Source organism: Paenibacillus pasadenensis DSM 19293 (assembly GCF_000422485.1).
GTDB lineage: Bacteria > Bacillota > Bacilli > Paenibacillales > Paenibacillaceae > Paenibacillus_O > Paenibacillus_O pasadenensis.
The window spans coordinates 444009-469266 of record NZ_AULW01000001.1 but is presented as its reverse complement, the minus strand read 5'-3'; the positions used below and the strand labels follow the sequence as shown (position 1 = coordinate 469266).

Annotated in this window: 24 protein-coding genes and 1 riboswitch; of the genes, 18 read left to right on the top strand and 6 right to left on the bottom strand. The window is 64.7% G+C overall.

What is annotated here, in order from left to right; genetic code table 11:
- Positions 1–306 precede the first annotated feature (306 nt).
- The 3 genes from H582_RS25580 to H582_RS0102045 all read right to left on the bottom strand — a co-directional run bounded on the left by H582_RS25580 (position 307) and on the right by H582_RS0102045 (position 4222).
- Positions 307–1779, bottom strand: a complete 1473-nt coding sequence (locus H582_RS25580; RefSeq protein ID WP_043110747.1) for an NAD(P)/FAD-dependent oxidoreductase — start codon at positions 1777–1779, stop codon at positions 307–309.
- A gap of 48 nt (positions 1780–1827) precedes the next feature.
- A riboswitch (purine riboswitch) is annotated at positions 1828–1926 on the bottom strand.
- Positions 1927–2200: 274 nt separating this feature from the next.
- Positions 2201–2770 (bottom strand): C40 family peptidase, encoded by a 570-nt coding sequence (locus tag H582_RS0102050; protein WP_052332875.1) that lies wholly within the window; start codon positions 2768–2770, stop codon positions 2201–2203.
- Positions 2771–2968: 198 nt separating this feature from the next.
- On the bottom strand, positions 2969–4222 hold the full coding sequence (locus tag H582_RS0102045) for a CynX/NimT family MFS transporter (protein ID WP_240478903.1): 1254 nt from the start codon (positions 4220–4222) through the stop codon (positions 2969–2971).
- 374 nt (positions 4223–4596) lie between these two features.
- On the opposite strand from H582_RS0102045, the gene spoVAC reads away from it, so the two are divergent.
- The 16 genes from spoVAC (at position 4597) to H582_RS0101965 (ending at position 18443) form a co-directional block, all read left to right on the top strand.
- Complete coding sequence (gene spoVAC, locus H582_RS0102040) at positions 4597–5088, top strand: stage V sporulation protein AC (RefSeq protein WP_028597163.1); 492 nt, start codon at positions 4597–4599, stop codon at positions 5086–5088.
- 1 nt (position 5089) lies between these two features.
- A complete protein-coding gene (gene spoVAD / locus H582_RS0102035; RefSeq protein WP_028597162.1) occupies positions 5090–6109 on the top strand; it encodes a stage V sporulation protein AD in 1020 nt (339 codons plus the stop codon).
- Positions 6106–6456 (top strand): stage V sporulation protein AE, encoded by a 351-nt coding sequence (gene spoVAE, locus H582_RS0102030; RefSeq protein WP_028597161.1) that lies wholly within the window; start codon positions 6106–6108, stop codon positions 6454–6456. The genes spoVAD and spoVAE overlap by 4 nt, the downstream gene beginning before the upstream one ends.
- A 182-nt stretch (positions 6457–6638) precedes the next feature.
- Positions 6639–7595, top strand: coding sequence for an AAA family ATPase (locus H582_RS0102025; RefSeq protein ID WP_052332874.1), 957 nt, complete (start codon positions 6639–6641; stop codon positions 7593–7595).
- Between the two features lie 2 nt (positions 7596–7597).
- Complete coding sequence (locus H582_RS25575; protein ID WP_043110746.1) at positions 7598–8881, top strand: DUF58 domain-containing protein; 1284 nt, start codon at positions 7598–7600, stop codon at positions 8879–8881.
- Positions 8868–11135, top strand: coding sequence for a transglutaminase TgpA family protein (locus H582_RS25570; protein WP_052332873.1), 2268 nt, complete (start codon positions 8868–8870; stop codon positions 11133–11135). Before H582_RS25575 ends, H582_RS25570 begins: the two co-directional genes overlap by 14 nt.
- A 239-nt stretch (positions 11136–11374) precedes the next feature.
- Entirely contained in the window at positions 11375–11902 is a 528-nt protein-coding gene (locus H582_RS0102010; RefSeq protein ID WP_028597159.1) for a YqeG family HAD IIIA-type phosphatase, read from the top strand.
- Positions 11903–11922: 20 nt separating this feature from the next.
- Entirely contained in the window at positions 11923–13041 is a 1119-nt protein-coding gene (yqeH, locus tag H582_RS0102005; RefSeq protein ID WP_043110816.1) for a ribosome biogenesis GTPase YqeH, read from the top strand.
- Positions 13042–13076: 35 nt separating this feature from the next.
- On the top strand, positions 13077–13973 hold the full coding sequence (gene aroE, locus H582_RS0102000) for a shikimate dehydrogenase (protein WP_043110745.1): 897 nt from the start codon (positions 13077–13079) through the stop codon (positions 13971–13973).
- A 47-nt stretch (positions 13974–14020) separates the two neighbouring features.
- Positions 14021–14317: a ribosome assembly RNA-binding protein YhbY gene (gene yhbY / locus H582_RS0101995; protein ID WP_043110744.1), complete on the top strand. Its 297-nt coding sequence runs from the start codon at positions 14021–14023 to the stop codon at positions 14315–14317.
- Positions 14318–14352: 35 nt separating this feature from the next.
- Positions 14353–14967, top strand: coding sequence for a nicotinate-nucleotide adenylyltransferase (nadD, locus tag H582_RS0101990; protein WP_028597155.1), 615 nt, complete (start codon positions 14353–14355; stop codon positions 14965–14967).
- Positions 14960–15529 carry a bis(5'-nucleosyl)-tetraphosphatase (symmetrical) YqeK gene (gene yqeK / locus H582_RS0101985; RefSeq protein WP_028597154.1) on the top strand — a complete coding sequence of 190 codons (570 nt, stop codon included), beginning with the start codon at positions 14960–14962 and terminating at the stop codon, positions 15527–15529. The genes nadD and yqeK overlap by 8 nt, the downstream gene beginning before the upstream one ends.
- Positions 15530–15547: 18 nt before the next feature.
- The gene (gene rsfS / locus H582_RS0101980) at positions 15548–15895 is read left to right on the top strand and encodes a ribosome silencing factor (protein ID WP_028597153.1); all 348 of its coding nucleotides are present in this window, start codon (positions 15548–15550) and stop codon (positions 15893–15895) included.
- The gene (locus H582_RS25565) at positions 15892–17004 is read left to right on the top strand and encodes a CvfB family protein (protein ID WP_084136474.1); all 1113 of its coding nucleotides are present in this window, start codon (positions 15892–15894) and stop codon (positions 17002–17004) included. Before rsfS ends, H582_RS25565 begins: the two co-directional genes overlap by 4 nt.
- Before the next feature lie 22 nt (positions 17005–17026).
- Entirely contained in the window at positions 17027–17800 is a 774-nt protein-coding gene (locus tag H582_RS0101970; RefSeq protein WP_028597152.1) for a class I SAM-dependent DNA methyltransferase, read from the top strand.
- Positions 17801–17906: 106 nt separating this feature from the next.
- Entirely contained in the window at positions 17907–18443 is a 537-nt protein-coding gene (locus H582_RS0101965) for a GNAT family N-acetyltransferase (RefSeq protein WP_043110743.1), read from the top strand.
- Positions 18444–18548: 105 nt separating this feature from the next.
- On the opposite strand, the gene H582_RS0101960 is transcribed toward H582_RS0101965, so the two are convergent.
- Positions 18549–19271 carry a 3-ketoacyl-ACP reductase gene (locus H582_RS0101960; RefSeq protein WP_028597150.1) on the bottom strand — a complete coding sequence of 241 codons (723 nt, stop codon included), beginning with the start codon at positions 19269–19271 and terminating at the stop codon, positions 18549–18551.
- Between the two features lie 519 nt (positions 19272–19790).
- On the opposite strand from H582_RS0101960, the gene leuS reads away from it, so the two are divergent.
- A complete protein-coding gene (gene leuS / locus H582_RS0101955; protein ID WP_028597149.1) occupies positions 19791–22232 on the top strand; it encodes a leucine--tRNA ligase in 2442 nt (813 codons plus the stop codon).
- Positions 22233–22316: 84 nt separating this feature from the next.
- Here the strand turns inward: leuS and H582_RS29690 are convergent, their stop codons facing one another.
- Positions 22317–23042, bottom strand: coding sequence for a hypothetical protein (locus tag H582_RS29690; RefSeq protein WP_052332872.1), 726 nt, complete (start codon positions 23040–23042; stop codon positions 22317–22319).
- Positions 23043–23326: 284 nt separating this feature from the next.
- Positions 23327–24166: a late competence protein ComER gene (gene comER, locus H582_RS0101945; RefSeq protein WP_028597148.1), complete on the bottom strand. Its 840-nt coding sequence runs from the start codon at positions 24164–24166 to the stop codon at positions 23327–23329.
- A 245-nt stretch (positions 24167–24411) separates the two neighbouring features.
- Between comER and H582_RS0101940 the strand changes: the two genes are divergently transcribed.
- Complete coding sequence (locus H582_RS0101940; protein WP_028597147.1) at positions 24412–25236, top strand: ComEA family DNA-binding protein; 825 nt, start codon at positions 24412–24414, stop codon at positions 25234–25236.
- Positions 25237–25258 lie beyond the last annotated feature (22 nt).

Here is a 25258-nt window from a genome sequence, read left to right as displayed (position 1 = left end):
TGAAACCGGATGCGAAGCGGACGGGGGCTCGTGGAGAAGCGGCAGCGGTTCCCTTGGAGGCCGGATTCCTTCCGTTTTGGAAAAATAGAATCAAAGGAATCTGGGCTCCAGGGAGATCGGAACGAGTCCCCGCGCCGCGAAGCGATGTCGGTTTCGATGCCGCTCCGCGAAGCGAATACCGGTTTCGAGTCCCCGCGCCGCGAAGCGAATGCCGGTTTCGAATGCCCGCGCCGCCGAGCGATCCCGCTTTCTGGTCGTCCGCCGAATGTTGGTCCCCCCGAATGTAATCGTCCGCCAGCAGCGCCGTCAGAGCGTCGGCAGAGCCGCCTCCGCTCCGGCAGCGGAGCCGCTCGTCCGGCGCAGCATGGCGCGCGCGATCCAGACGCCGGCCGCGCCGGCCTGGGCGAGGCCGCGCGTGATGCCGGCTCCGTCGCCGCCGCAGTACAGGCCGGAAATCTCCGTCTCCAGGTCGTTCGTGAGCTTCGGACGGGCGGAGTAGAACTTCGCTTCGACGCCGTAGAACAGCGTATGCTCGGACGCGATGCCCGGCGTCACCTTTTCCAGCGCCTCGACCATCTCGATCAGGCTGCGCATCGTGTTGTAGGGCAGCACGAGGCCGAGATCGCCCGGCACCGCCTCATGCAGCGTCGGCTCTAGGAAGCCCTCGCGGATACGGCTCGCGGTGGATCGCCGTCCGCGCAGGATGTCGCCGTACTTCTGCACGATGACGCCGCCGCTCGACAGGTCGTTGGCCCGCTGGCAGATCTCGCGCGCGTACTCGTTCGGCTTGTCGAACGGCTCGGTGAAGCGGTGCGAGACGAGCAGCGCGAAGTTCGTGTTGGACGAGCCGAGCGCCGGATCCTTGTAGGAGTGGCCGTTGGCCGCCATGACGCCGCTGTGGTTCTCGACGACGACGTGGCCGGACGGATTGCTGCAGAACGTGCGCACGCGCGTGCCGACGGAAGTGTTGTAGATGAACTTGCCCTCGTACAGATGCTCGTTGATCTCGCGCATGACGACGTCGCTCGTCTCTACGCGCACGCCGACGTCGACCTGGTTGTTGTGCATCTTGAGGCGTCGGCGCTTCAGCACCTCGGTCAGCCAGGCGGAGCCGTCGCGGCCTGGGGCGACCATGACGACGTCGGCTTCATGCGTCTCGCCGCCGCGGATCGTAATGCCGGTCACGCGGTGCGCGCCGTTCTCCTTGACGGTGACGAGATCCTCGACCTCGGTCTTGAAGCGCATGTCGATGCGCGTCTGCAAGTAGTCGAAGATCGACTTCAGAATCGCGAGGTTCTGCTCCGTGCCCAGATGGCGCACCTCGGCGCGCAGCAGCTTGAGGCCGGCGGCGTAGCCGCGCTGCTCGATGTCGCGGATCGTATCGGTCGTCGGATCGGTGATTGCCGTCGTCGCTCCGTGCTCGAGGTTGATGCGGTCGACGTAGCGGATGAGCTCCAGCACTTGAGAAGGAGGCAGATAGTCCGTCAGCCAGCCGCCGAATTCGGTCGTGATGTTGAACTTGCCGTCGCTGTACGCGCCGGCGCCGCCGAAGCCGGCGGTGATCGAGCAGGCCGGCAGGCAGCCGGCGAATTCCTTCTTGCCCGCGGGCGGAGGACAGAGCTGGATCTTCTCTTCGAGAATTGGACAGCTGCGGCGGTCGATCGAGTGGCCCTTGTCGACGAGCAGCACCTTCAGCTGCGGCGCTTTGAGCGTGAGCTCGTAGCAGGCGAAGATTCCGGCCGGACCGGCTCCGACGACGATGACATCATATTTTCCCATGACCTTCATTCTCCTTTGGACGCAAAAATTCCCGGCTGCAAACGGGTATGCGAAAAGCAACCCGTTCGTAGCCAGGAATTTACGGTTCCTTGTAGAGACCCTCGGGCCGATTCCCGAGGATATACGAACGCGCCTATCGGCGACAGTTGATATCGTAGCTCAGGAAAACGGATGTGTCAACGGTGGGGATGAAAATCATTCGCCTATCAGTAGTTTGGAAGAGAGAATGTATAGGTTCCATCGAATAAAATGACCAAAATCCGAACGATGAATCGGCGGCGAGTCTCCAATCAAAGCCGGACGTCCGAAGCGGGCGGAAGCGAACGGAAGCGAATGGAAGCATGTGAAAACCAACGGAAACGCCCCTCGATCCAGGCCGTGGAACGGCCGGAACGAGGGGCGTTTAGGGAGATGGCGCTCGCTATAGCACGCGCGCGGCGGAGACGAATCGTTTCTGATAGCTGCTGTTGAAGCTGCTGATGACGACGCCGTTCACATTGGAGCCGATCGTATTATGGATGAACTTGCCGTCGCCTATGTAGATGCCCACATGGCTGATCTTCGAGGAAGAGCCGCTGCTGCTGCGGAAGAACATCAGATCGCCTTTGCGAAGGCTGTCCTTGCCGACCTTGACGCCTTGCTTGCTTTGCGCCGTCGAGCCCCATTTCAGGCTGACGCCTTCGGAAGCGAACACATATTTCGTAAACGAGGAGCAGTCGAAAACAAGCCGGGACGGCTGGTTCGCGCCATAGACGTACTTGACCTTGCCTCGCAGCGACTGGGCGAAGGCGATGATGCGGTCGGCTTTCGAACTGGCCGAGACGGATGCGGCTGCATCGTCAGCCGAAGCGCTTGCCGCCGATGTCGAGACGGACGATACTGCGGCGGTGCTGGCGGCGGCCGTAGAGGGCAGCGAGAGTCCGGCGACAAGCGTCGCGGCGGCCGTGACGACAAGCAGACGGCGAAGCATCGGATGGTGGTGATGGTTCATGTTGGAGCGCCTCCTTATGCGTTGTGGGCCGATTGTAGCATCGGAGGACGAGCCTGGGTATCCTTCTTAGAAGATCCTAATACAGGAAAATGAAGGCAAAAAAAGCCCGGTCCTGAGCAAGGACCGAGGCTTGGGGGAGAGCGAATTCAGGTTGAAAAGCCGAGCCGCCCGTCTGGCGGGCCGTCAGCCGCCCGTTTGTCAGCGGGCAGGTCCGGTCAGCTTGCCGCCGGCCGGCGAGCGCAGCCCGCTCGCGCCGCCATGCGGCTCGCTGATCGTGCCCGGCCGGCCGGCGCCGAGGCCTAGGGCGACGACAACGACGGAGACGAGCAGCAGCACGGCCAGCACCGGATTCCACGAGCCGGTCCGGTCATGGAGCGTGCCGAGCAGCACCGGGCCGAAAGCGGCGAGAAAATAGCCGATCGACTGGGCCATGCCCGACAGGCGGGCGGCTTCTGCCGCCGTGCGCGTGCGAAGGCCGAAAAACGTCAGCGCCAGCGAAATCGTGGCGCCTTGGCTCAAGCCGAGCAGCGTGATCCAGAGCAGCGACATCGACGCCGAGCCCCAAAGCAGCCCGGCATATCCGCTCAAGGAAAGGGCGCCGGCAATGCCGACGAGAGGCACCTGGGAGCGCATCCGGCTCGCCCAGACGGGAACGAAGAAGGAGGTAGGCAGACTGACCAGCTGCATCAGCGACAGCAGCCAGCCCGCCGACGCCGCGCTGAAGCCGCGCTCGTGAAACAGCACGGGCAGCCAGGTGATCGTCGCATAGAACGTGAGCGACTGCAGGCCCATATACAGCGTGATCCGCCAAGCGAGCGGCGAGCGCAGCATGCGCGCCGGAGACTGGGCCGGAGCGGCGGCAGTCACGCGCTTGGAGCTCAGGCTGACCGGCAGCCAGACCGCGAACGCCAGCGCGGCGAGCAGCGCCCAGAGCAGCAGCGAGCGGCTCCAGTCCCAGCCCGGCAATGCGGCGAGCGGCACCGACGCGCCGGAAGCGATCGCCGCGAAGACGCTCATCGTCACGGAGTAGGAGCCGGTCAGCAGTCCGATCTGTCCCGGGAAGTCGCGCTTGATGAGGCTCGGCAGCAGCACGTTGCTGACGGCGATCGCGAGCCCGAGCAGCGCGGTGCCCGCGAACAGCGCCTCCGTTCCAGGGAGCGCGCGGATCAGCATGCCGGCGAGCAGCAGCGCCAAGCCGTACAGCAGCGAGCGCTCGGAGCCGAGCTTTTCGGCCAGGCGGGGAGCCAGCAGCGACATCGCTCCGAAGGCGAGCAGCGGCAGCGAGGTAAGCAAGCCGGACATCTCGCTGCTCAGGCGATAATCCGTCGCGATCCGGTCGAGCAGCGGACCGACCGAGGTGATCGCGGCGCGCATGTTGGCGGCGATGAGCAGGATGCCGGCGACGGCAAGCCATGTCGGACGGCGTCCGGCAGGCGAGGAATGAGGAATCATGGATAAAGCCCTTCTTTCTGACATGCCTGTCATGACATAAGATGTAAGGTTATAAAACGGCCTGAAACGTACTATAGCGCATCTGGAGCTTTTCGTAAACGGCGGACAGGCTGTTCTATGCGAATGTAAAGCGGTGACGCGGTTGAAGAAGCAGCTCTTCTAATGCTTGCTGCGGTCGCCGGCCGCCTTGCGGACATGAGGGAGGGGCGGCTTTTGTTAGCCTTTCCTGAGCCGCCGCGCCTGACGAGCGGAAGGTTTTCGGGGACGAGCGATAGGATAAGGTCGGCCGCCAACGCTCATACTAATCCCAGACCATGGGCCGATCGCCGCGGTGGACCGCGTGCCGATCCAGCGGCCAGACAGGGGGATTCGACATGCCAGGCAACAGCGTTAAAGGCGAGGACTATAAAAAAATGACGATGTCTCCCAAGGAGTACAAGGCATTCGCTAAAAACCGGGAGCCGGCGCGCTCCGTGCTCGGCAACTGCATTCGCGCGTTCCTCGTCGGCGGCTTCATCTGCCTGATCGGACAGGGCGTCCAAGAATTTTTCATGCATGCCTTCGGCTTCGATGCGGAAAAGGCGGCGAACCCGACGGTCGCGGTCATGATTCTGCTGTCGATCATCCTGACCTGCCTCGGCGTCTACGACAAGATCGCCCAGTGGGCGGGAGCGGGGACGGCCGTGCCGGTGACGGGCTTCGCCAACTCGATGTGCTCCGCCGCGCTGGAGCATCGGAGCGAGGGGCTCGTGCTCGGCGTCGGCGCCAATATGTTCAAGCTGGCGGGCTCGGTCATCGTATTCGGCACCGTAGCGGCTTTTTTTGTCGGCATCGCGCATCTGATCCTCGGCACGGGGGGGCAGTAAGATGAAAAAAGGCAAGCAGACCTGGTGGTTCGAGAACCGGCCGGTCATCATCGGCACGGCGACGGTCGTCGGTCCGGACGAGGGCGACGGGCCGCTCGCGGCCGACTTCGATCTCGTCCATCCGGAGCTCGACCTGCAGCAGAAAAGCTGGGAGAAAGCCGAGCGGCTGCTGCTCGAGCAAGCCTCCGACCTGGCGATCAAAAAATCGGGAATCGCCAAGGACGAGCTGGAATTCTACGTCGGCGGCGATCTGATGAACCAGATCATCAGCAACACGTTCGCGGCGCGCACGCTCGGCGTGCCGTATCTTGGTGTCTTCGGCGCCTGCTCGACCTCGATGGAGTCGCTGGCGATCGCCTCCATGATCGTCAATTCGGGCAACGGCACCCATGTGCTCGCCGGCACCTGCAGCCATAACTGCACGGCCGAGAAGCAGTTCCGCTATCCGACCGAGTACGGCTCGCAAAAGCCGCCGACCGCCCAGTACACGATCACGGGAGCGGGCGCGGCGATCGTCGCTCCGGCAGGCAGCGGGCCGGTCGTCGAATGCGCGACGATCGGCCGCATCGTCGATCTCGGCGTCAAGGATCCGTTCAACATGGGAGCGGCGATGGCGCCGGCGGCCGTCGATACGATCCAGGCGCATCTGACCGACACGGGCCGCTCGCCCGGCGACTACGACATGATCGTCACCGGCGACCTGGCGACGGTCGGCCACCGGATCGCGACCGATCTGCTCAAGCGCGGCGGCGTCCCGATGGAGGAGACGGTGTTCGCCGACTGCGGGCTCATGGTGTACGATGTCGACCGCCAGAAGGTCCAGGCCGGCGGCAGCGGCTGCGCCTGCTCCGCTGTCGTCACCTACGGCCATCTGCTCAAGCGGATCGAGAAAGGCGAGCTGAGGCGGATCCTGGTCGTCGCGACCGGCGCGCTGCTGTCGCCGCTGTCGTTTCAGCAGGGTGAGAGCATCCCGTGCATCGCGCATGCCGTATCCATCGAAAGAAACGAGGTGAAGCCATGATCTATCTGTGGGCGTTTGTCATCGGAGGGGCGATCTGCGTATTCGGGCAGCTGCTGTTCGACGTCGTGAAGCTGACTCCGGCGCATACGATGTCGCTGCTCGTCGTGCTCGGCGCGATCGTCGACGGGCTCGGCTGGTACGAGCCGCTCATCAAGTTCGCCGGCGCGGGGGTGACGGTGCCGATTACCAGCTTCGGCAACTCGCTCGTGCACGGGGCGCTGACGGAGCTGCATGATACCGGCTGGATCGGCGTCATCTCCGGCATCTTCAAGGTGACGAGCGCGGGCATAAGCGCCGCGATCATCTTTTCGTTCCTCGCCGCGCTCATCGTTCGTCCCAAAGGGTGAAACCTTTTGGCCGTTCCGCTCGTTGATTGGAGAATCCTCCTCCTGGAGGATTCTCCAATTTTTTTTGCGATGCGAGCGGACTGGGAAATGTTGTTGAGGCATCCCGGTTCCTGTAAACTAATGAGACCAGCGTCCCATGGCGCTGGCTCACTCGATGTAGAATTCGGGAAGGAGTTGTCGACTTGGAAGTCTATGCCCCTCATACGCGGCTGTGCTCGTCCATCCGCAGCAACCTGGAATCCGTCATCCTCGGCAAGGAGCGGGAGATCGAGCTTGTTCTGATCGCGCTTCTCGCCGGCGGCCATCTGCTGCTGGAGGACGTTCCCGGCACCGGCAAAACCCAGCTGGTCAAAGCTCTTGCCCGTTCCATCGGCGGCGATTTCCGGCGCATCCAATGCAATCCGGACCTGCTGCCTACCGATATCACCGGCCTCACGATCTATCATCCCCGCGAAGAACAATTCATTTTCCGTCCCGGTCCGATCATGTCCCATCTCGTGCTCGCCGACGAGATCAACCGCGCCACCACCAAGACCCAGTCCGCGCTGCTCGAGGCGATGGAGGAGAACAGCGTGACGGTCGACGGCGAGACGCACGCGCTTCCCGCGCCGTTCATCCTGATCGCCACCCAGAATCCGATCGAGTTCGAAGGCACCTATTTGCTGCCCGAGGCGCAGATGGACCGCTTCATGATGAAGCTGTCGCTCGGCTATCCCGGCGAGGCGGACGAAAAGCGGATGGTGCTGGGGCGCCAGAGCGGCCATCCGGTAGACGCGCTGGAGCGCGTCGCCTCGATCGCCGACATCATCGCCCTGCAGCAGCAGGCGGAGCGGATCCATGCCGACGAAGCCGTCGCCGACTATCTCGTGCGCATCGTGCGCGGCACGCGCGAGCATGAAGGCGTGCAGCTCGGCGCCAGCCCGCGCGCGGCCGTAGCGCTCATGCGCGCGGCCAAAGCGCGGGCGCTCGTCGAGCAGCGGGAATACGTCATTCCCGACGACGTCAAGCAGCTTTCGCCCCATGTGCTCTCCCACCGGCTGCTGCTGCAGCCTTCTGCCCGTCTGCGGGGGACGCGTCCCGAGACGGTCGTCCAGGATGTCATCGAGCGGACCAAGGCTCCGGTCCGTCTGGAGCGATGAGCATGCGACGGCCGGCCACGGATCGACGCTCCGTCCGAGCGCGGCGCCGCTGGGGGCTGATGGCCTCGCTTTACGTCAGCAGCCTGCTGTACATGCTGTTTCAGGGCGGCAAGACCGCGGTCATGCTGTTCTGCATCTTCAATGGCCTCATCCTTTATCTGATCCTCGGTTATTGGAGCGGCATCCGCCGCATATCGGGCTCGCGCCGGATCGCCGCGACCGCTCCGGCAGGCATGGCCGCGGGCAGCGCCGACAGCCGGGTGCTCGCGGCGGGCGACAGCCTGCGCGTAGAGATGCAGCTGCGGCTGCCCGGCTATTATCCCGTTCCTTATGTGCTCGTGCAGGAGCGTCTCGAACGCAACGGCGGAGAGACGATTCCGTTCGAGGTCAGCTTCGTGCCGGGCATGCGCCGCAGCGGCGCCGCCGACTTCGAGACGCCGCCGCTGCGGCGGGGCGTCTACCGCTTCCTGCCGACGCTTTGCACGACCAAGGACGTCTTCGGCTTCCTCGAGCATGAAGGCAGCTTCGAGGAGGAGATGAGCTTCTCCGTCCGTCCGCGCACGATCGCGGTGCCGGGCTGGGACCGCGTCAGCCGCGGAGCCAAGGGGCATTTTTCCCACTCGGCGGCGCCGCGCTCCTCGCGCGAGACGACGCAGATCAACGGCATCCGCGAGTTCATCCCGGGCGACCGCCTCTCGCGCATCCATTGGGGAGCGACGGCCAAGACCGGCCAGTGGAAGTCCAAGGAGTTCGAGCGCGAAGCGCTTCCCCGCACGATCGTGCTGCTCGACGCCTGCGTCCGCAGCGGACCGGGCGAGGCCGAGCGGTTCGAGACGGCCGTATCGGCCGCCGCCTCGCTGTTCGAGCACGGCATGAAGCGGGGCACGTCGATGGGGCTGTGGTGCTCCTCGGCCGTCCCTGCCGCGCTCAAGGCGAGAAGCGGCGGCGACCAGCTGCATCGCGCGATGGAGCTGCTCACCGAGGCGAGCCGGGACGGCGCCGACCGGCTGGCGCAGGCGGTGCTGCGAGCCGATCCGATTCTGGAAGCGGGATCGATGACGCTGCTCGTGACCGACGCTCCGCCGGAGGAGATCCGGCAGGCGATGAGCTGGCTCGCTCGGCGCGGGCATAACCCGTGCTGCATCCGCGTGCTGGATGAAGACCAGGCCCGCTCCGCCGACGGCTTGTCCGATCATGCCGTCGGCCCGGTGCATGCGATCCGCAGCCTCGAGGAGCTGCCTGAGGCGCTGAGCGGAAGGGAGGCGGCTGCCGATGCTGGAAGCTGAACCGACGCGCGGCCGGATGCGCACCTCGCGCGGATGGGAGCGGCTGCAGCCGCCGGCGCGGGCGCGCTGGTTCCTCGCGCTGTCCGGCGTATTGACCGCCGTCATGATCGCGAGCTCCCTTTCGGTGCTGGAAGAGCTTTGGTGGGAAGAGACGTATACGATCGTCTATGCCGTGCTGGGCGTTGCGGCGCTGCTGGAGCTGCTGCCGGTGCGCCGTCTGCTGCGGCTCGTCCTGCAGGCTGTGGCTGTCGCCGTCATTTTGGTGCAGCTGGCGCCGGTCGATTGGAGCCTGCTGCCGAGACCGGCCGAGATCGGCTTAGGGGAGAGCGTCCGGGCCGCCGCGACGCTGCTGCATCCGTTCTGGGAAATCGCGCTCGCCGTTTGGGCCGTGCATGCGATGTTCGCCGCCTGGAACCGGGCGCGCATCCGCATCGTCGGCTTCACGACGGTCAACCTGCTCGTGCTGGCGATCTCCGACTCGTTCACGCCGATCTACTTGTGGGACAGCGTGGCGATCGTCGTGTTCGCCGGCCTCGTCTGGCTGATCGCCGAGCATTACGCCGGCTTCCAGCAGCGGCATCCGGTCAGCTGGCGGCGGCTGCTGCGATATCCGCTGCAGCTGCTGCTGCCGATCGTGCTCGTGCTGTCGCTCGTCATGGCCGCCGGCCTGGCGGCCCCCGAGATTCCGCCGCTGCTCAAGGACCCGTACACGGCCTGGCAGGAGTCCAGAGGGGTGGCGGTCCAGAACTTCGTCGGCGACAAGGGCATCGCGCCGGCCTCCTCCAAGAAGTCGGCCAAATCCGGCTACAGCCGGGACGACAGCAAGCTCGGAGGCGGCTTCAACTTCGACTATTCGCCGGTCATGGAAGTGTCGTCCACCCACAAGAGCTACTGGCGGGGAGAGACGAAGGATTATTACAGCGGCGAGGGGTGGAAGGCGAGCGAGGCAATCTCAAGCCCCTTCGAGCTTCCGCTCGGCACCGATCTTGGCGATCGTCCGGACATCGCCGGGGCGGAGACCGTGATGGTCGACCAGACGTTCACGATGCTGCGCAAGGACAAGTTTCCGGTGCTGTTCGCCGCTCCTTCCGTGCGTTCGCTGAAGCCGCCCGAGCGCGAGGACGGCTCGCGGATGCGGGTGCTGTACGATTCTAGGACGGAAAAGCTGATGCCCGATCCGGGCGGCAATGCCTATCCTTCCAGCTATACGATCCGCTCGGAGCAGGTCGTGCTCTCGGAAGAGCTTAAAGCGGCTCCAGCCATTATGGAGACTGGCATGATTTCCGACTATTACCGCCAGGTTCCTTCAAAAACGCCGAGCCGCGTCGCCGACCTCGCCCGCGAGATTACAGCCGGCGCGGCGACCGACTACGACAAGGCGAAGGCGATCGAGACGTATCTGAGCACGACGTTCCCGTACACGAACGAGCCCGACTTGACCAAGAAAAAGAGCGCCGACTTCGTCGACTCGTTCTTGTTCGAGATCCAGGAGGGCTACTGCGACTACTTCTCGAGCGCGATGGCCGTGCTGGCCCGCTCCGCCGGCTTGCCGTCGAGATGGGTCAAAGGCTACGCTTCGGGCACCGGCACGGTCGATCCCGAGGCGATGATGCGCGGAGGGCGCGAGGCGGCCGAGCGGATGGACCGCGACGGGGCCGATACGTACACGGTGCGCAATTCCGACGCCCACTCCTGGGTGGAGATCTACTTCGAGGGCTACGGCTGGATTCCGTTCGAGCCGACGCCGGGCTTCGCCTTCCCGTACGCTTCGGCCGCGGCCGAAGCCGCGCCGGAGCCGAGCCTCGCGCCGGAGCCGTCCGCAGCGCCAGACGCGACAGAGGCTCCGGCCGAAGCCGCAGGGCCGCTCGTGCCGAGATGGCTGGGCTGGACCGGGCTGGGCCTGTTCGCGGCAGCGGCGGCGGTGCTCGCTTTCCTGCGCCGCGACTGGCTCGCCGCCAGATGGCGCGGCTACCGGACCCGCTCGCTCACGGCCGAGCAGCGGATCGTCTGGGAGACCGAGCGGCTCATCCGCTCGGCGCGCCGCCACGGCCTCGCCAAGGCGGAGCATGAGACGCTGCGCGAGGCGGTGGAGCGCTGGTCCGGCCAGCGCCGCTTCCTCAAGCAGGAGCTGGGTGAAGTGCTCGGCCTGTTCGAGCGCACGAAGTACGGCGGCCGGCCGGCGACGCGCGAGGAAGCCGATTCGTATGCCGCCAAGGTCCGGGAGCTGAGCGGAAGGCTGCGCTCGCCGGGCTGATGCCCGGCCGGCGCGCTTGCGCCGGCGGCGCTCGGCAGGGGCTTCCCCTCCGAGCCCCGCAAGCCGTCCCTGCGCGCCGCATGGATGCGGCGAAAGACTCCGTTTCGAGCGCTGGCGAGCCGGCGCGCGGGACGGGGTTTTTCGCGCTTTTGCGCTTAAGGTTCCATTTTGCGCCTGCATCCTGTACTATGGTATAGTTTCGTAAGACAAGCAGGCTCTATAGCAAGGGAGACAAAGCGATGTTCGAACGGCTGGTGCCGCACATGCGCGTGAAATCTATATATGATATCGATCTGGATCTGCTCGCCCGCAAAGGCGTCAAGGGCATCATCACCGATCTCGACAACACCCTTGTCGGATCGAAGATCGCGCTTGCTACGCCCGAGCTGATCGTTTGGCTCGACCGGGTGCGGGAGCTCGGCTTCCAGGTCGTCGTCGTGTCTAATAACCACGAGACCCGGGTGTCGCGCTTCGCGCTGCCGCTGTCGATCCCGTTCATCCATGCCGCCCGCAAGCCGTCGACGCGCGCCTTCCGCAAGGCGCTCGTCGTGCTCGGGCTCGAGGCGGAGCAGACGGTCGTCATCGGCGACCAGATGATGACCGACGTGCTCGGCGGCAAGCGGATGGGATTGTACACGATTCTCGTCTCCCCGATCGCGCCGCTGGACGAAGGCTTCGGCACCCGGATCAACCGGCTGCTGGAGCGGATCGCCCTGACGCGGCTGCGCCGCAAGGGCCTGTGGCAGGAGGAGGAAACAGGCAAGTGAGCAAGCAAGTGAAGCCGATAATAGGGAAAAATAAGGACAAGCCGTCCTGCGCCGGCTGCGGCGCCGAGCTGCAGACGCTGAGCAAGGACCGGCCGGGCTATGTGCCCGCCTCCGCGCTCGACGCGGATGGGGCGATCTGCCAGCGGTGCTTCCGCATCCGCAACTACAATGACGCGGTCCAGGTGTCGATGGACCACGACGAGTTCCTCCGGCTGCTCGGCGGCATCGCGTCCACCGACAGTCTCGTCGTGCATATCGTGGATCTGTTCGACTTCGAGGGCAGCCTGATCTCGGGCCTGCAGCGGTTCGTCGGCGCCAATCCGGTGCTGCTCGTCGTCAACAAGATCGACCTGCTGCCCAAGGGCACGAACTACAACCGCATCCGCAACTGGGTGCAGCGCCAGGCCAAGGCCCAAGGACTGCGCACGGTCGACGTCGTCCTGTGCAGCGCCAAGAAGGGCATGGGCTTCGAGCGCGTCGTCGAGTCCGTGGAGCAGCTGCGCGGCCGCCGCGACGTCTATGTCGTCGGCGCGACCAACGTCGGCAAGTCGACGCTCATCAACCGGCTCATCTCCGACTACAGCGACCTGGACCGCGAGCTGACCGTCTCGCGCTTCCCGGGCACGACGCTCGACGAGATCCGCATTCCGCTCGACGACGGCAAGGCGATCGTCGACACGCCGGGCATCGTCTACCCGTCGCGCCTGACGGAGCTCGTGCCGCGCGGCGTGCTCGGCGCGCTGCTGCCGGACAAGCCGATCAAGCCGCTCGTCTATCAGCTCGACGCGGGGCAGACGCTGTTTTTCGGCAGCCTCGTCCGCTTCGACTATACGCGCGGCTCGAATCTGAGCTTCACGCTCTACACGGCCAACGGGCTCAAGGTGCATCGCACGAAGCTTGAGCGCGCCGACGAGCTGTACGCCCAGCACAAGGGCGAGCTGCTCGCGCCGCCGACCGCGGCGGAGCTGGAGACGATGCCGGCCTGGACGCGCCATTCGCTGCGCGTTCCGCGCGGCAGCGAGTCCGATATCTTCATCTCCGGCCTCGGCTGGATCCGCGTCAACGGCACGAGCGGAGCCCAGATCGAAGTGTACGCGTCCAAGGGCGTCAAGGTGCTTGTCCGCGAAGCGCTCATCTAGAAGCTGCGCCACATCTCGCTACGGGAGGACTTACGATGCAGACCCGACTGGACGGCTCGGACCGGATCGCCGTCGACAGCTCGACGACGCTGTTCGGCGTCATCGGCGATCCGATCCGCCATTCCAAATCTCCGATCATGATGAACCGCGCCTTCCGCGAGACGGGCGTCAACGGCGTCTACGCGGCGTTCCATGTGACGGCGGACAAGCTCGGCGACTTCTGGCTCGGCGTCCGCGCGATGGGCATCCGCGGCGTCAACGTCACGATTCCGCATAAGCTGGACGTCATGCGCCATCTCGACTTCGTCGACGAAGGAGCGCGGCGGATCGGAGCGGTCAATACGGTCGTCAACAACGGCGGCATGCTGACCGGCTACAATACGGACGGCATCGGCTACGTGCGATCGCTCAAGGAAGAGGCGATGCCGGAGCTGAAGGGCAAGCGCATCGCCGTCATCGGCGCCGGCGGCGCGGCCCGCGGCATCCTGCACGCGCTGCTCGGCGAGGAGCCGGAGCGCGTGAGCGTGCTGAACCGTACGGAGTCGCGGGCCCGGGAGCTGGCGGACGCCATGTCCGACCGCGGAGAGGTCGAGGCGCTGGCCGCGGCCGGCACGGACGCCGACGAGGCGATCCGCCGCGCCGATCTGGTCGTCAATACGACGTCGATCGGCATGTACCCGTATGTGGCCGACATGCCGATCGACATCTCGCTGCTGCGGCCGGATGCCGTATGCAGCGATCTCATCTACAATCCGCTGGAGACGGCCTGGCTGGCCGGCGCGCGCGAGCGCGGCTGCCGCACGCACGGCGGACTCGGGATGTTCATCTACCAAGGCGCTTACGCCTTTGAATATTGGACGGGACTGCCGGCTCCCGCGCAGGCGATGCGCGAGACCGTGCTGCAAGCGCTGCAGGTCCCGGCCGCGACTTGAAATTCCCGCCTCGCAGCGGGACGAGACAGAGAGGAAATGTGACGTTCATGACATTGACCGGCAAGCAAAAGCGCCATCTGCGCGCGCTGGCCCACCACCTGACCCCGATCTTTCAGATCGGCAAGGGCGGCTACAACGAGCAGCTGGTGAAGCATATCGAGGAAGCGATCGAGAAGCGGGAGCTGCTCAAAGTGAACCTGCTCAACAACTGCGACGAGGATCCGCGCGAGGTCGGCGCCCAGCTGGCCTCAGGCTCCGGCTCGCATCTCGTGCAGGTGATCGGCAAGACGATCGTCCTGTACAAGGAGTCCAAGGACTACAAGACGATCGAGCTGCCGCGCTAGGCATTCGGCCCGCGATCGCGTAGAGGAGGAAGCCGATGCGCAAGATCGGACTGATGGGCGGCACGTTCGACCCGATCCATATCGGGCATCTCGTCGCCGCCGAGCGCTCCATGGAGGCATGCGGCCTGGACCAGGTCTGGTTCATCCCGAATGCCGGCCCGCCGCTCAAGGAGCGCGCGCCCGGGGCGTCCCCCGAGGAGCGGCTGCGCATGACGGAGCTCGCGACGGAGGGTCATCCGGCCTTCCGCGTGCTGGATCTGGAGTTGCGGCGCGGCGGCGTCAGCTATACCTACGATACGGTGGAGGAGCTGAGCTGGCTGGAGCCGGACGCGGAGTTCCACCTGATCGTCGGCACCGACCGCATTCGTGATCTGCCGCTCTGGCACCGGATCGGCGAGCTCGCGCAGCGCATCCGCTTCATCGGGGTCGACCGTCCCGAGGACGGCGGCCAGCCGGCGGACCCGGCGCTCATGCCGCCGCTGCCGGAATCTCTGCGCGAGCGCGTCATCCGCGTGCCGATGCCGCAGCTGGACATCTCGTCGACGGCGATCCGCACGCGGCTCGCCGCAGGTCTGTCCGCGCGCTATCTCGTGCCGGACGCCGTGCTGAGCCATCTGACCGCAAAGGGGCTGTACCGCCATGATGGATAAGGAGCGTATGATCGAGACAATCCGCTCCGGCATGCCGGAGCGCCGCTGGCTGCATGTGCAGGGCGTCATCGAGACGTCGATCGTGCTGGCGCGGCGCTTCGGCGCCGATCCCGCCCAGGCCGAGCTGGCCGCCATCCTGCATGATCTGGCCAAGTATTGGCCAGTCGACCGGATGGAGGCCTACATCCGCGAGGAAGGCGTCGATCTGGACGTGCTCGGCTACGACAAGGAGCTGTGGCATGCTCCGGCCGGCGCCTATGCGGCGGCCAAGGACTTCGGCGTGACCGACGCGGAGGTGCTGGACGCCGTGCGCTGGCATACGTCCGGCCGCGAGTCCATGACGCTGCTCGACCGGGTCGTCTGCCTCGCGGACTATATGGAGCCGAGCCGCGAGTTTCCCGGCGTCGACCGCATCCGCGAGCTCGCCCAGACCGATCTGGACGGCGCGCTGACGGCCGGCTTCGATTCCACGATCCGCTTCCTGCTCGACAAAGGCAAGCGCATCTATCCGCTTACTGTAACGGCCCGCAACGGCCTGATCCGCAACACCACTACCACTTAAGCCCAAGGAGGCAACGGAATGGCCCTGAATTCCGAACAACTGCTGCAAGCGGCCGTCGAGGCGGCCGAAGATAAAAAAGCCGGCAACGTCGTCGCTCTGAACCTCAAGGAAATCTCGCTCGTCGCCGATTATTTCGTCATCTGCCACGGCAACTCCGATACGCAGGTGCAGGCGATCGCGACCGAGATCCGCAAGCGCGCCCAGGAGGGCGGCGTGACGATCCGCGGCATCGAGGGCATGGACACGGCCCGCTGGGTGCTGATCGACCTCGGCGACGTCGTCGTGCATGTGTTCCACCGCGACGAGCGGGATTATTACAGCCTGGAAAGGCTCTGGTCCGACGCCAAGGTCGTGGAGTTCGCATGACGACCTACGCCGGATCGACGATGAAGCTGAGGGTGGCGCGCGAAGTGTCGCCCTTCGGCTATTTTTTGTCTCTGGGCGACGATGAGGACACGGAGGTGCTGCTGCACTACTCCGAGACGAACGGCGTCAAGGTCAAGGAAGGCATGGAGGTCGAGGCATTCCTGTTCCACGATACGGACGACCGCCTTTCCGCTACGCTCAAAAAGCCGCTTATCCGGCTCGGCGAGCTGAAGCGCCTCGCTGTCGCGGACATCCATCCGCGGCTCGGCTGCTTCCTCGAGATCGGGCTCGGCCGCCAGCTGCTGCTGCCGATCTCGGAGCTGCCGGAGCTGATCGACCTGCGTCCGCTGCCGGGGGACGAGGTGTTCGTGACGCTGACGCATGACAAGAGCGGCCGCCTGCTCGCCAAGCTCGCCCGCGAGGAGGACCTGGCCAAGCATGTGTTCCCGGCTCCCGCCACCTGGAAAAACGAGTGGAAAGAGGGCTGGGTGAGCCGCACGCTGCAGATGGGCTCGTTCGTCGTGCTCGACGGCGGCGTCGTCGGCTTCGGCGCGTACGGCATGATTCCGGCGGCGGAGCGGCCGGAGCCGCTGCGCCTCGGCCAGCGCGTGAGCGCGCGCGTCACGTTCGTGCGCGAGGACGGCCGCGTCAACCTGTCGATGGGCAAGCTCAAGCAGGTCGGCCGGATCGAGGACGCCGACCGGCTGCTTGCTTTTCTCAAGGAGCGTCCGGGCGGCGCGATGCCGTATTCCGACGAGACGCCGGCGGAGCTCATCAAGAACAAGTTCGGCATCAGCAAGTCGGCGTTCAAGCGGGCGGTCGGCAAGCTGATGCGCGACGGGATCGTCCGCCAGGAGGGCAACTGGACGAAGCTGCTGACCGAAGAGGAAGCGGCGGCGTTCAAGGCCAAGGCGGATGCGGTTAAGGCGGATGCGGCGAAGGCCGGAGCGGCCAAAACCGATGCGGCGAAGGCGGAGTCGGCGAAGGCCGGGGCGGCGCCAAAGCAGCCTGCCGCCACGGAACGCGCAGCCAAAGAGCCGGCGTCCAGGGAACCGGTGAAAAAGGCGCCGCAGAAAAAGCCTTTCCCGGGTCCGAACCGCGGCCGCTAGCCAGGAAGGAGATGCGAACGCGATGAGAGCGTACCGTCAATTCGCCGGCGTCTACGACCGGCTCATGGAGGACATGCCGTATCCGGACTGGATCCGCTTCATGCGGGAGTGCTGGGACCGCTACGGCATCCCGGAAACGGTGGCCGATCTCGGCTGCGGCACCGGCAGCCTGGCGATTCCGCTGGCGAAGTCCGGCTTCACCGTGTACGGCATCGACCTGTCGGCCGACATGCTGGCGATCGCCCGCAGCAAGTGGGACGAGACGCCGCAGCAGGCGATCCGTCCGCGCGCGGGCTCGGTCCGCTGGCTGCAGCAGGACATGCGCGACTGGGAGCTGCCGCAGCCGGTCGACGCGGCGATCAGCTTCTGTGACTGCCTCAACTACCTGACAGAGGAAGAAGACGTCGAGGCGGCGTTCCGCGCAGCCTATCGGGGACTGAAGCCGGGAGGCGCGCTGCTGTTCGACGTTCATGCGCCGCTCACGCTGCGCCGCTACGCCGAGGAGCAGCCGTTCACGCTCGACGAGCGCGACGTCGGCTACATCTGGACGTCCGAGCTTGACGACGAGCGCGTCGAGATCCGCCATCATCTTACGATTTTCGCGCGCGACGAGTCCGACCGCGAAGGCCGGTTCGTGCGCTTCGAGGAAGTGCATCAGCAGCGCGCCTACGACCCGGACTGGATCGCCTCCGCGCTGCGCGCCGCCGGCTTCTCCCGCGTCGACCGCTACGCGGACTTCCGCCTGCACGAGCCGACGGAGCAGTCGGAGCGGCTGTTTTTCGCGGCCGTGAAGTAGATATTCACAAAGCCTCCAGCTTATCGGCGTTGGAGGTTTTTTTGTCAAGCGGGATGTGACTAATCATACGATTTTGAATCGTTAAAATAAGTGGGGAGATGCGACGATGGACAAGCCGCTTAGGCTCGCAGCTCCATGCCTGGAGCTGCGGGAAGAGTACGAGTCGTATTACCGGGAATGGCTGGAGAGCGGGGAGACGTTCGTGCCCTGGGTTACGGAGAGGAAGCCGGAGCCGTTCGAGGAGATGCTGGCCTGGCTGGAGGAACGGGGGCTGGAGGACAAGCAGCCGCCCGGCTGGGTGCCGGACTCGACGTTCTGGCTGACGGACGGCGCAGGACGCGTGCTCGGCGCGGCCAACCTCCGGCATCGCCTGACGCCGGGCTTGCTGGCGGCGGGCGGGCATGTCGGCTACGGCATCCGGCCGTCGGAGCGGGGAAAAGGCTACGCAAAAGCGCTGCTCAAGCTGACGCTGGAGCAGGCGGCCGCGCTCGGCGTCGAGCGGGCGCTGCTCGTCTGCGACCGGAGCAACGAGGCGTCCGCCCGCGTCATCCTTGCCTGCGGCGGCGTCGAGGACGAGCCGCATGAAGAAGCGGACGGCAACGTCGTGCGCCGCTTCTGGATCGGCTTGCCTTCCGCGCGGTAAGCACTTCGCTGCATTTCGACGAATTGTCGCAAAAAACGCGGCGGCCGCTCCCGGAATCGTCCGGGCCTGCGGCCGCCGCGTTTTTTTGCGTGCGTGGGTCAAAGGTCAAGGATTGGTCGTCCAGATGCCGGCCGTCTTGATGAAGACGCGGTCCGGCAGCTTGAGCGTGGCGACGATCAGCTCGGCGACGTCCTCCGGCTGAAGGATGCCCTCGTCGTGCCCGCCGCCCTTGAGCAGGCCGTTGGCCGAGGCGAGCGGGGTGTTGACTGTGCTCGGCGTCAGCGCCGTCACGCGGATGTTCGACTTGCGCACCTCCTGCATGAGCGCTTCGGTGAAGCCCATGACGCCGAACTTGGAGGCGTTGTACGCGGAGCCGGTGGCGAAGCCGCGCTCGCCCGCCGTCGAGGCGACGTTGATGATCGAGCCGTACTGGCGCTCCAGCATGAACGGCAGCACGGCATGCGTCACATAGTAGGTGCCGAACAGGTTAATGCGCACGATGCGCTCCCACTCGGCCGGTTCCATGTCGGCGACCTTGCCGAAGCTGGCGACGCCGGCGTTGTTGAGCAGGATGTCGACTCGTCCGAGCTCCTGGGCGAGCCCCTGCGCGGCCTCGGCGGCCTGGGCGGCGTCCGCGATGTCGGCGACGGCGTAATGGACGTCGACGCCGTGGCGGTCCGACAGCTCCTTGGCGAGCGCGGCGAGCTCGGTCTCCGTGCGCGAGATGAGGCCGAGGCTGACGCCCTCGCGGGCGAGCGCTTCGGCGGCGGCGCGGCCGATGCCTTTGCCGGCGCCGGTGATGATGGCGGTCTTTTTCTTGAGCTCCATGAATGATCTCTCCTTTGGTCTCGGATGGATAGGTCAGGTCCTAGTATATCGGATGGAGCCGCCCTGCGCCAAACGGCGCTCCGGACTAGCTGGAACGAAGCCTGGAATATGCGCTGAAGGCGCTTCGAGCTGCCCGGGCAACCGCGCAGAGCGGGCCTCCGGCTTGACACGCCGTCCGCCGCTCCGCTATAATCGACTCAATTCGCTATAGTTGGCGTTGATGAGGAGCAGTAGGCTCCGCAGCGGGAATCAGAGATCCGGAGACAGGGTGGAAGCCGGAGCCGCAGCGTGCCGAATCTCGCCTCGGAGCCGCAAGGTCATTCCCGCGCCGCGGGCGCAGCCTTGCCGACCGGCCCGCGTTAAGGGCGTCAAAGAGTGGGCGGACCGAGCCGTAGGCCGGACGTCAACTAGGGTGGTACCACGGGAATCCAAGCCTCTCGTCCCTAGCGTTTCAGCGCTGGGGCGGGAGGTTTTTTTGCATGCCTGAAGCGCTTCAACTCGACAGGAGGCCATATAACGATGAGTCAAGACCGCAACCACAACCAGGGCTACAATCCCCAGCAGCTGGAGCCGAAATGGCAGCAGTACTGGGATGAGCATAAGACGTTCGCCACGACCGAGGAGCCGGGCAAGCCGAAGTTCTACGCGCTCGACATGTTCCCTTATCCGTCCGGCGCCGGCCTGCACGTCGGCCATCCCGAGGGCTACACGGCGACCGACATCGTGTCCCGCTACAAGCGGATGAAGGGCTACAACGTGCTCCATCCGATGGGCTGGGACGCGTTCGGCCTGCCGGCGGAGCAGCATGCGCTCGACACGGGCGAGCATCCGCGCGACATCACGGTCAAGAACATCAACAACTTCCGCCGCCAAATCAAGTCGCTCGGCTTCTCCTACGACTGGGACCGCGAGATCAGCACGACCGATCCGGACTACTACAAGTGGACGCAGTGGATCTTCATCCAGCTGTACAAGAAGGGCCTCGCCTATGTCGCCGAGATCCCGGTCAACTGGTGCGAGGCGCTCGGGACGGTGCTGGCCAACGAGGAGGTCATCAACGGCCTGTCGGAGCGCGGCAACCATCCGGTCGTGCGCAAGCCGATGCGCCAGTGGGTGCTGAAGATCACCGAGTACGCCGAGCGGCTGCTCGACGATCTGGAGGAGCTCGACTGGTCGGAGAGCATCAAGGACATGCAGCGCAACTGGATCGGCAAGTCCGTCGGCGCGGAGGTCGCGTTCGCGGTGGACGGCTCGGACGCCGAGATCCACGTGTTCACGACGCGTCCCGATACGCTGTTCGGCGCGACGTACTGCGTGCTGGCGCCGGAGCATGAGCTCGTCGACGTCATCGCCAGCGAGGAGCAGCGCGCCGCCGTGGCGGCCTACCGCGAGGCGGCCGCCCGCAAGAGCGATCTGGAGCGGACCGACCTGGCCAAGGAAAAGTCCGGCGTGTTCACTGGCGCGTACGCGATCAACCCGGTCAGCGGCGCGAAGGTGCCGGTCTGGATCGCCGACTATGTGCTCGCCGGCTACGGCACGGGCGCGATCATGGCGGTGCCGGGCCACGACCAGCGCGACTGGGAGTTCGCCAAGCAGTTCGGCCTGCCGATCGTCGAGGTCGTGCAGGGCGGCGACGTCGAGCAGGAGGCTTTTGCCGGCGACGGCCCGCATGTGAACTCGGACTTTCTGGACGGCAAGTCCAATGCCGAGGCGATCGCCGCCATGATCGAGCGTCTGGAGCAGAGCGGCAAGGGCCGCGGCAAGACGACCTATCGGCTGCGCGACTGGCTGTTCAGCCGCCAGCGCTACTGGGGCGAGCCGATCCCGATCCTTCATCTGGAGGACGGCAGCATGAAGCCCGTTCCGGAGGATCAGCTGCCGCTGCTGCTGCCGGATGTCGACGCGATCAAGCCGTCGGGCACGGGCGAGTCGCCGCTGGCGAACGTGACGGACTGGGTCAACACGACCGATCCGGAGACCGGCCTGCCGGCGCGCCGCGAGACGAACACGATGCCGCAGTGGGCCGGCAGCTGCTGGTACTACCTGCGCTTCATCGACCCGCACAACGACAAGGAGCTCGTCTCCAAGGAGAAGCAGCGCGAGTGGATGCCGGTCGACCTGTATATCGGCGGCGCGGAGCATGCGGTGCTTCACCTGCTGTACGCGCGCTTCTGGCATAAGGTGCTGTACGACATCGGCGCCGTCGACACCAAGGAGCCTTTCCACAAGCTGGTCAACCAGGGCATGATCCTCGGCACGAACAACGAGAAGATGTCCAAGTCGCGCGGCAACGTCATCAACCCGGACGACATCGTCAGCGAGTACGGCGCGGACACGCTGCGTCTGTACGAGATGTTCATGGGGCCGCTGGAGGCGACCAAGCCGTGGAACGAGAGCGGCGTCGAAGGCATGCACCGCTTCCTGAGTCGCGTCTGGCGCCTGTTCGTCGGCGAGGGCGGCGAGCTGAACCCGCGCATCACGGACGAGGCCGGCAGCGACGCGTACAACCGCGTCTGGCACCGCTCGATCAAGAAGGTGTCGGACGACTTCGAGAACCTGCGCTTCAACACGGCCATCAGCCAGCTGATGATTTGGGTCAACGAGGCGTACAAGGCGGAGACGCTGCCGCGCCGGTCGATGGAGAACTTCGTGCAGCTGCTGTCGCCGCTTGCCCCGCATATCGCCGAGGAGCTGTGGGAAAAGCTCGGCCGCGAAGGCTCGATCAGCTACGTCGCCTGGCCGGAGTTCGACGAGCAGTGGACGGTCGACCAGGAGGTCGAGATCGTCGTGCAGGTGAACGGCAAGATCGCCGAGCGCGTCTCGATCGCCGCCGACATGGATACGGCGGAGATGGAGCGCGTCGCCAAGGAGCTGCCGAAGGTCGCCGAGCTGATCGCCGGCAAGACGGTGCGCAAGGTCGTCGCCGTCAAGGGCAAGCTCGTCAACATCGTGGCGAACTGAGTCGGCTAGGGCTTGGAGCGTTTCACCCTCATGGAGAAAGAAAGGCCCGTCGTCCAGCTGGACGACGGGCCTTTCTTTCTCAATTCAGTTTGTTGACGAAAGGGAAGCTTCAATTTTAATCATGGCTTTGTTCATTTGGTGTTCATTCGCTAAAACGGATTCACTGTCTACGGCATCAACACCACGATAGACATATTTGGTATTCTGATAAAAATCAAAAGCAAAGGAATCTAACGGCAGTTTCTCGGCGTCATCCATGAACCGTTCTAGAACGACTGCTCGGAAAATATTTGATAACATATATTCATCATCATCTTTCTTGGTCAGATAGGTCTTGTCTGAATAAGCCTGTAAAATAAAGCCGGAAAATTCGAGCAGTTCATCTTGAGAAGGCTTATATGTACGGGCCAATGCCTCGGCCGCGTCAGCTCGTTCTGTTTTTGTTCCTGAGATATCAGCGATTTGCGATAGTTCATCCTTCCAGTTCGCAGCTGCCTCTACATCAGGAGTCGAAGCTGGCTTTGCCTCGGTCTTTTCAGGAATAGGGGAAGTAGTTTCTTTTGGCGTAGAGACTGGATCGTCTGACGGTTCAGGACTCTCCATGACGGCAGGAACAAGAGAATCCTGGGACGCGACTTTGGGTTGAGGCTCGGGAATCATGATTGTACTAATAAAGAAGACAATGAATCCAGAAGCAGCGAAAATCAAATGCTTCTTAAAGGTAGAGCTCTTGCGGACTTTCCCTACAATCCCCATTGTCAAAAAGACAATGAAAGAAATGAAACCGACAATCATCAGCAAAACTAACATCGTTTAACTTCCTTTCGAATGTTTTCAATAATATTACTTCATTTGTCGAATTAGGTCTATAGTATTATGATTTTAGAACTATATATCTATATTAAAATAAACTATTATTATTATATGTGTAAATATACTAGGGAAATGTATTGATTGATTTTTTGTGTAAGAATTACATCATAAGGGCTGAATTATGCTATGATGAAAAAAAAGCCCCCGAGGGGGCTTGATCTTTCCTGAGGAAAGCATCCCGGAGAGGTGAACGGACCCTGAGTCCGCTTCTTATGAAGCGGTCAGGGACCGTTCACCTCTTCGCCGTATAGGGCGGCCTGCACCTTCTCGAGATCCTCGCGGTACTTGTCGTGCGTCGTGCGGATCAGCTTCTGGAATACGCCGTCGGTCTCCTGCCGCAGCAGCTGCAGCCCCTGCTGGGTGATGCCGCCCGGCACGGAGACGCGCTGGATCAGCTCCTTCGGCGTCATGCCGCCTTCGGTGAGCAGCTTGCCGGTGCCGAGCAGCATGGCGCTCGTGATGGCGACCGCCTCGTCCGGGTCGATGCCGGTCACCTCGACCGCGGCGTCGACGAGCCGCTGCGCGAGGAACGCCATGAACGCCGGGCCGCAGCTGGACAGGTCGGATACGACGCGGGTGTACTGCTCGTCGATGAGCAGCGGCTCGCTGATATGGGAGAGCAGTCCTTCGAGCAGGCAGCAGTCGGGCACGGTCATGCGGCTGCCGAACATGCAGAGCGAGACGCCGCTCAGGACGCCGCTCGTAATGCTGGGAATGACTTTGGCAATGCGGCAGGGGAGCTGGTCCTCGAGCTGCTGGATGAGGACCGGGCTCGTGATCGAGACGACGATCTGATCCTCCCGCGCCCACGGGCGCAGCTCCTGCAGCACCGTCTTGAATTCGGACGGCTTGATGCAGAGGAACGCGCAGTCGCATTGCAGGACGAGCTCGCGGTTGCTCGCGGCGGCGGTCATGCCGGGATAGGCGGCGGCGAGCCGCTCCGCTTTGGCTTGGGTGCGGTTGGCGACGACGACATCGGATGCCTCAAGGGCTCCCGAACGGACTAAGGCGTCCACGAGCAGGCTGCCCATGCTGCCGGTACCGATGAAACCCACCTTCATGAATGAATCCCTCCTAGCGGGCTGAGGAGCGCTCTGTACCGGCCTGGCTTGGCAGGGCGCCTCGCATGGAACCGGCTGGGAAATTGCCGCTGGCGCGGGAATTCCGCCGATTCCGTCAGGCCATCCGGGAGCCGCTGGGCGGACGGATGGCGAATCGCTATTACTGTATGCGGCGAGGCCCGGCCAACATGTCGAAACGGGCGCCGGATTTTGGAAAAACATGAAAACAAGGAAGGATGAGGGGCATGGACGATCGGATGAAAGGGAGGCAAGGGTGGAAGAAGGCGGGCATCGGCGTGCTGGCGGCGACGGGCTGTCTGCTGCTCGCGCTCGGCCTGCAGCCGGCTCGGGAGGCGGAGCCGTCCGGCTGGATCCGGCTGGACGCCGCCGCAGGGGATTCGGCGGCGCTGACGGCCGCTGCGGGGGAGAGCGGGCAGGAAGCGAAGAGCGGGCAGGCGGGAACGAGTGACGGGGGCGGTGCCGGGAGCGGGAAAACAGGAATTGGTGACGGGGACAATGCCGGGAGCGGGAAAACGAAGGATGGAGCGGGGAGCAGCCAGCAGGAGCAGGCTGCATCCGGAACGGAGCGAGGCGCGGATCAGAGCGCTTCGAGCGGCGCGGTCTCTGCAGCGGGGCAGGGCGGAACGGCGGGAGCGGCCGGCGGAGCCGCGGGTGCAGGAGCGGGAAGCGGAGCGGCAGGAGCAGGTGCAGGGGCGGGAGGTGGAGGCGAGGGAACGGGGGGCGGAGCGGCAGGAGCAAGTGAGGGAACGGGAGGCGGAGCGGCGGGCGCAGGCGAGGGGGCGGCCGCTGATTCCGGCAGCGGCCAAGGAGGCGCGTCCGCGCCTGCCGGCGGCTATGCGGCGGACGGCCGCCTCGACCTGAACCGGGCGACGGCCGAGGAGCTGGACGGCTTGCCCGGCGTCGGTCCCGCCAAAGCGAAGGCGATCGTGGAAGACCGCGAGCGCAACGGACCTTTTGCCAGCGTGGAGGATGTCGAGCGGGTCAAGGGGATCGGCCCGAAGCTGCTCGAGAAGTGGAAAAATCTTGTTGTGGTCTCCCATCGGATGTGAGAAGATGGACAGGACGAAACCA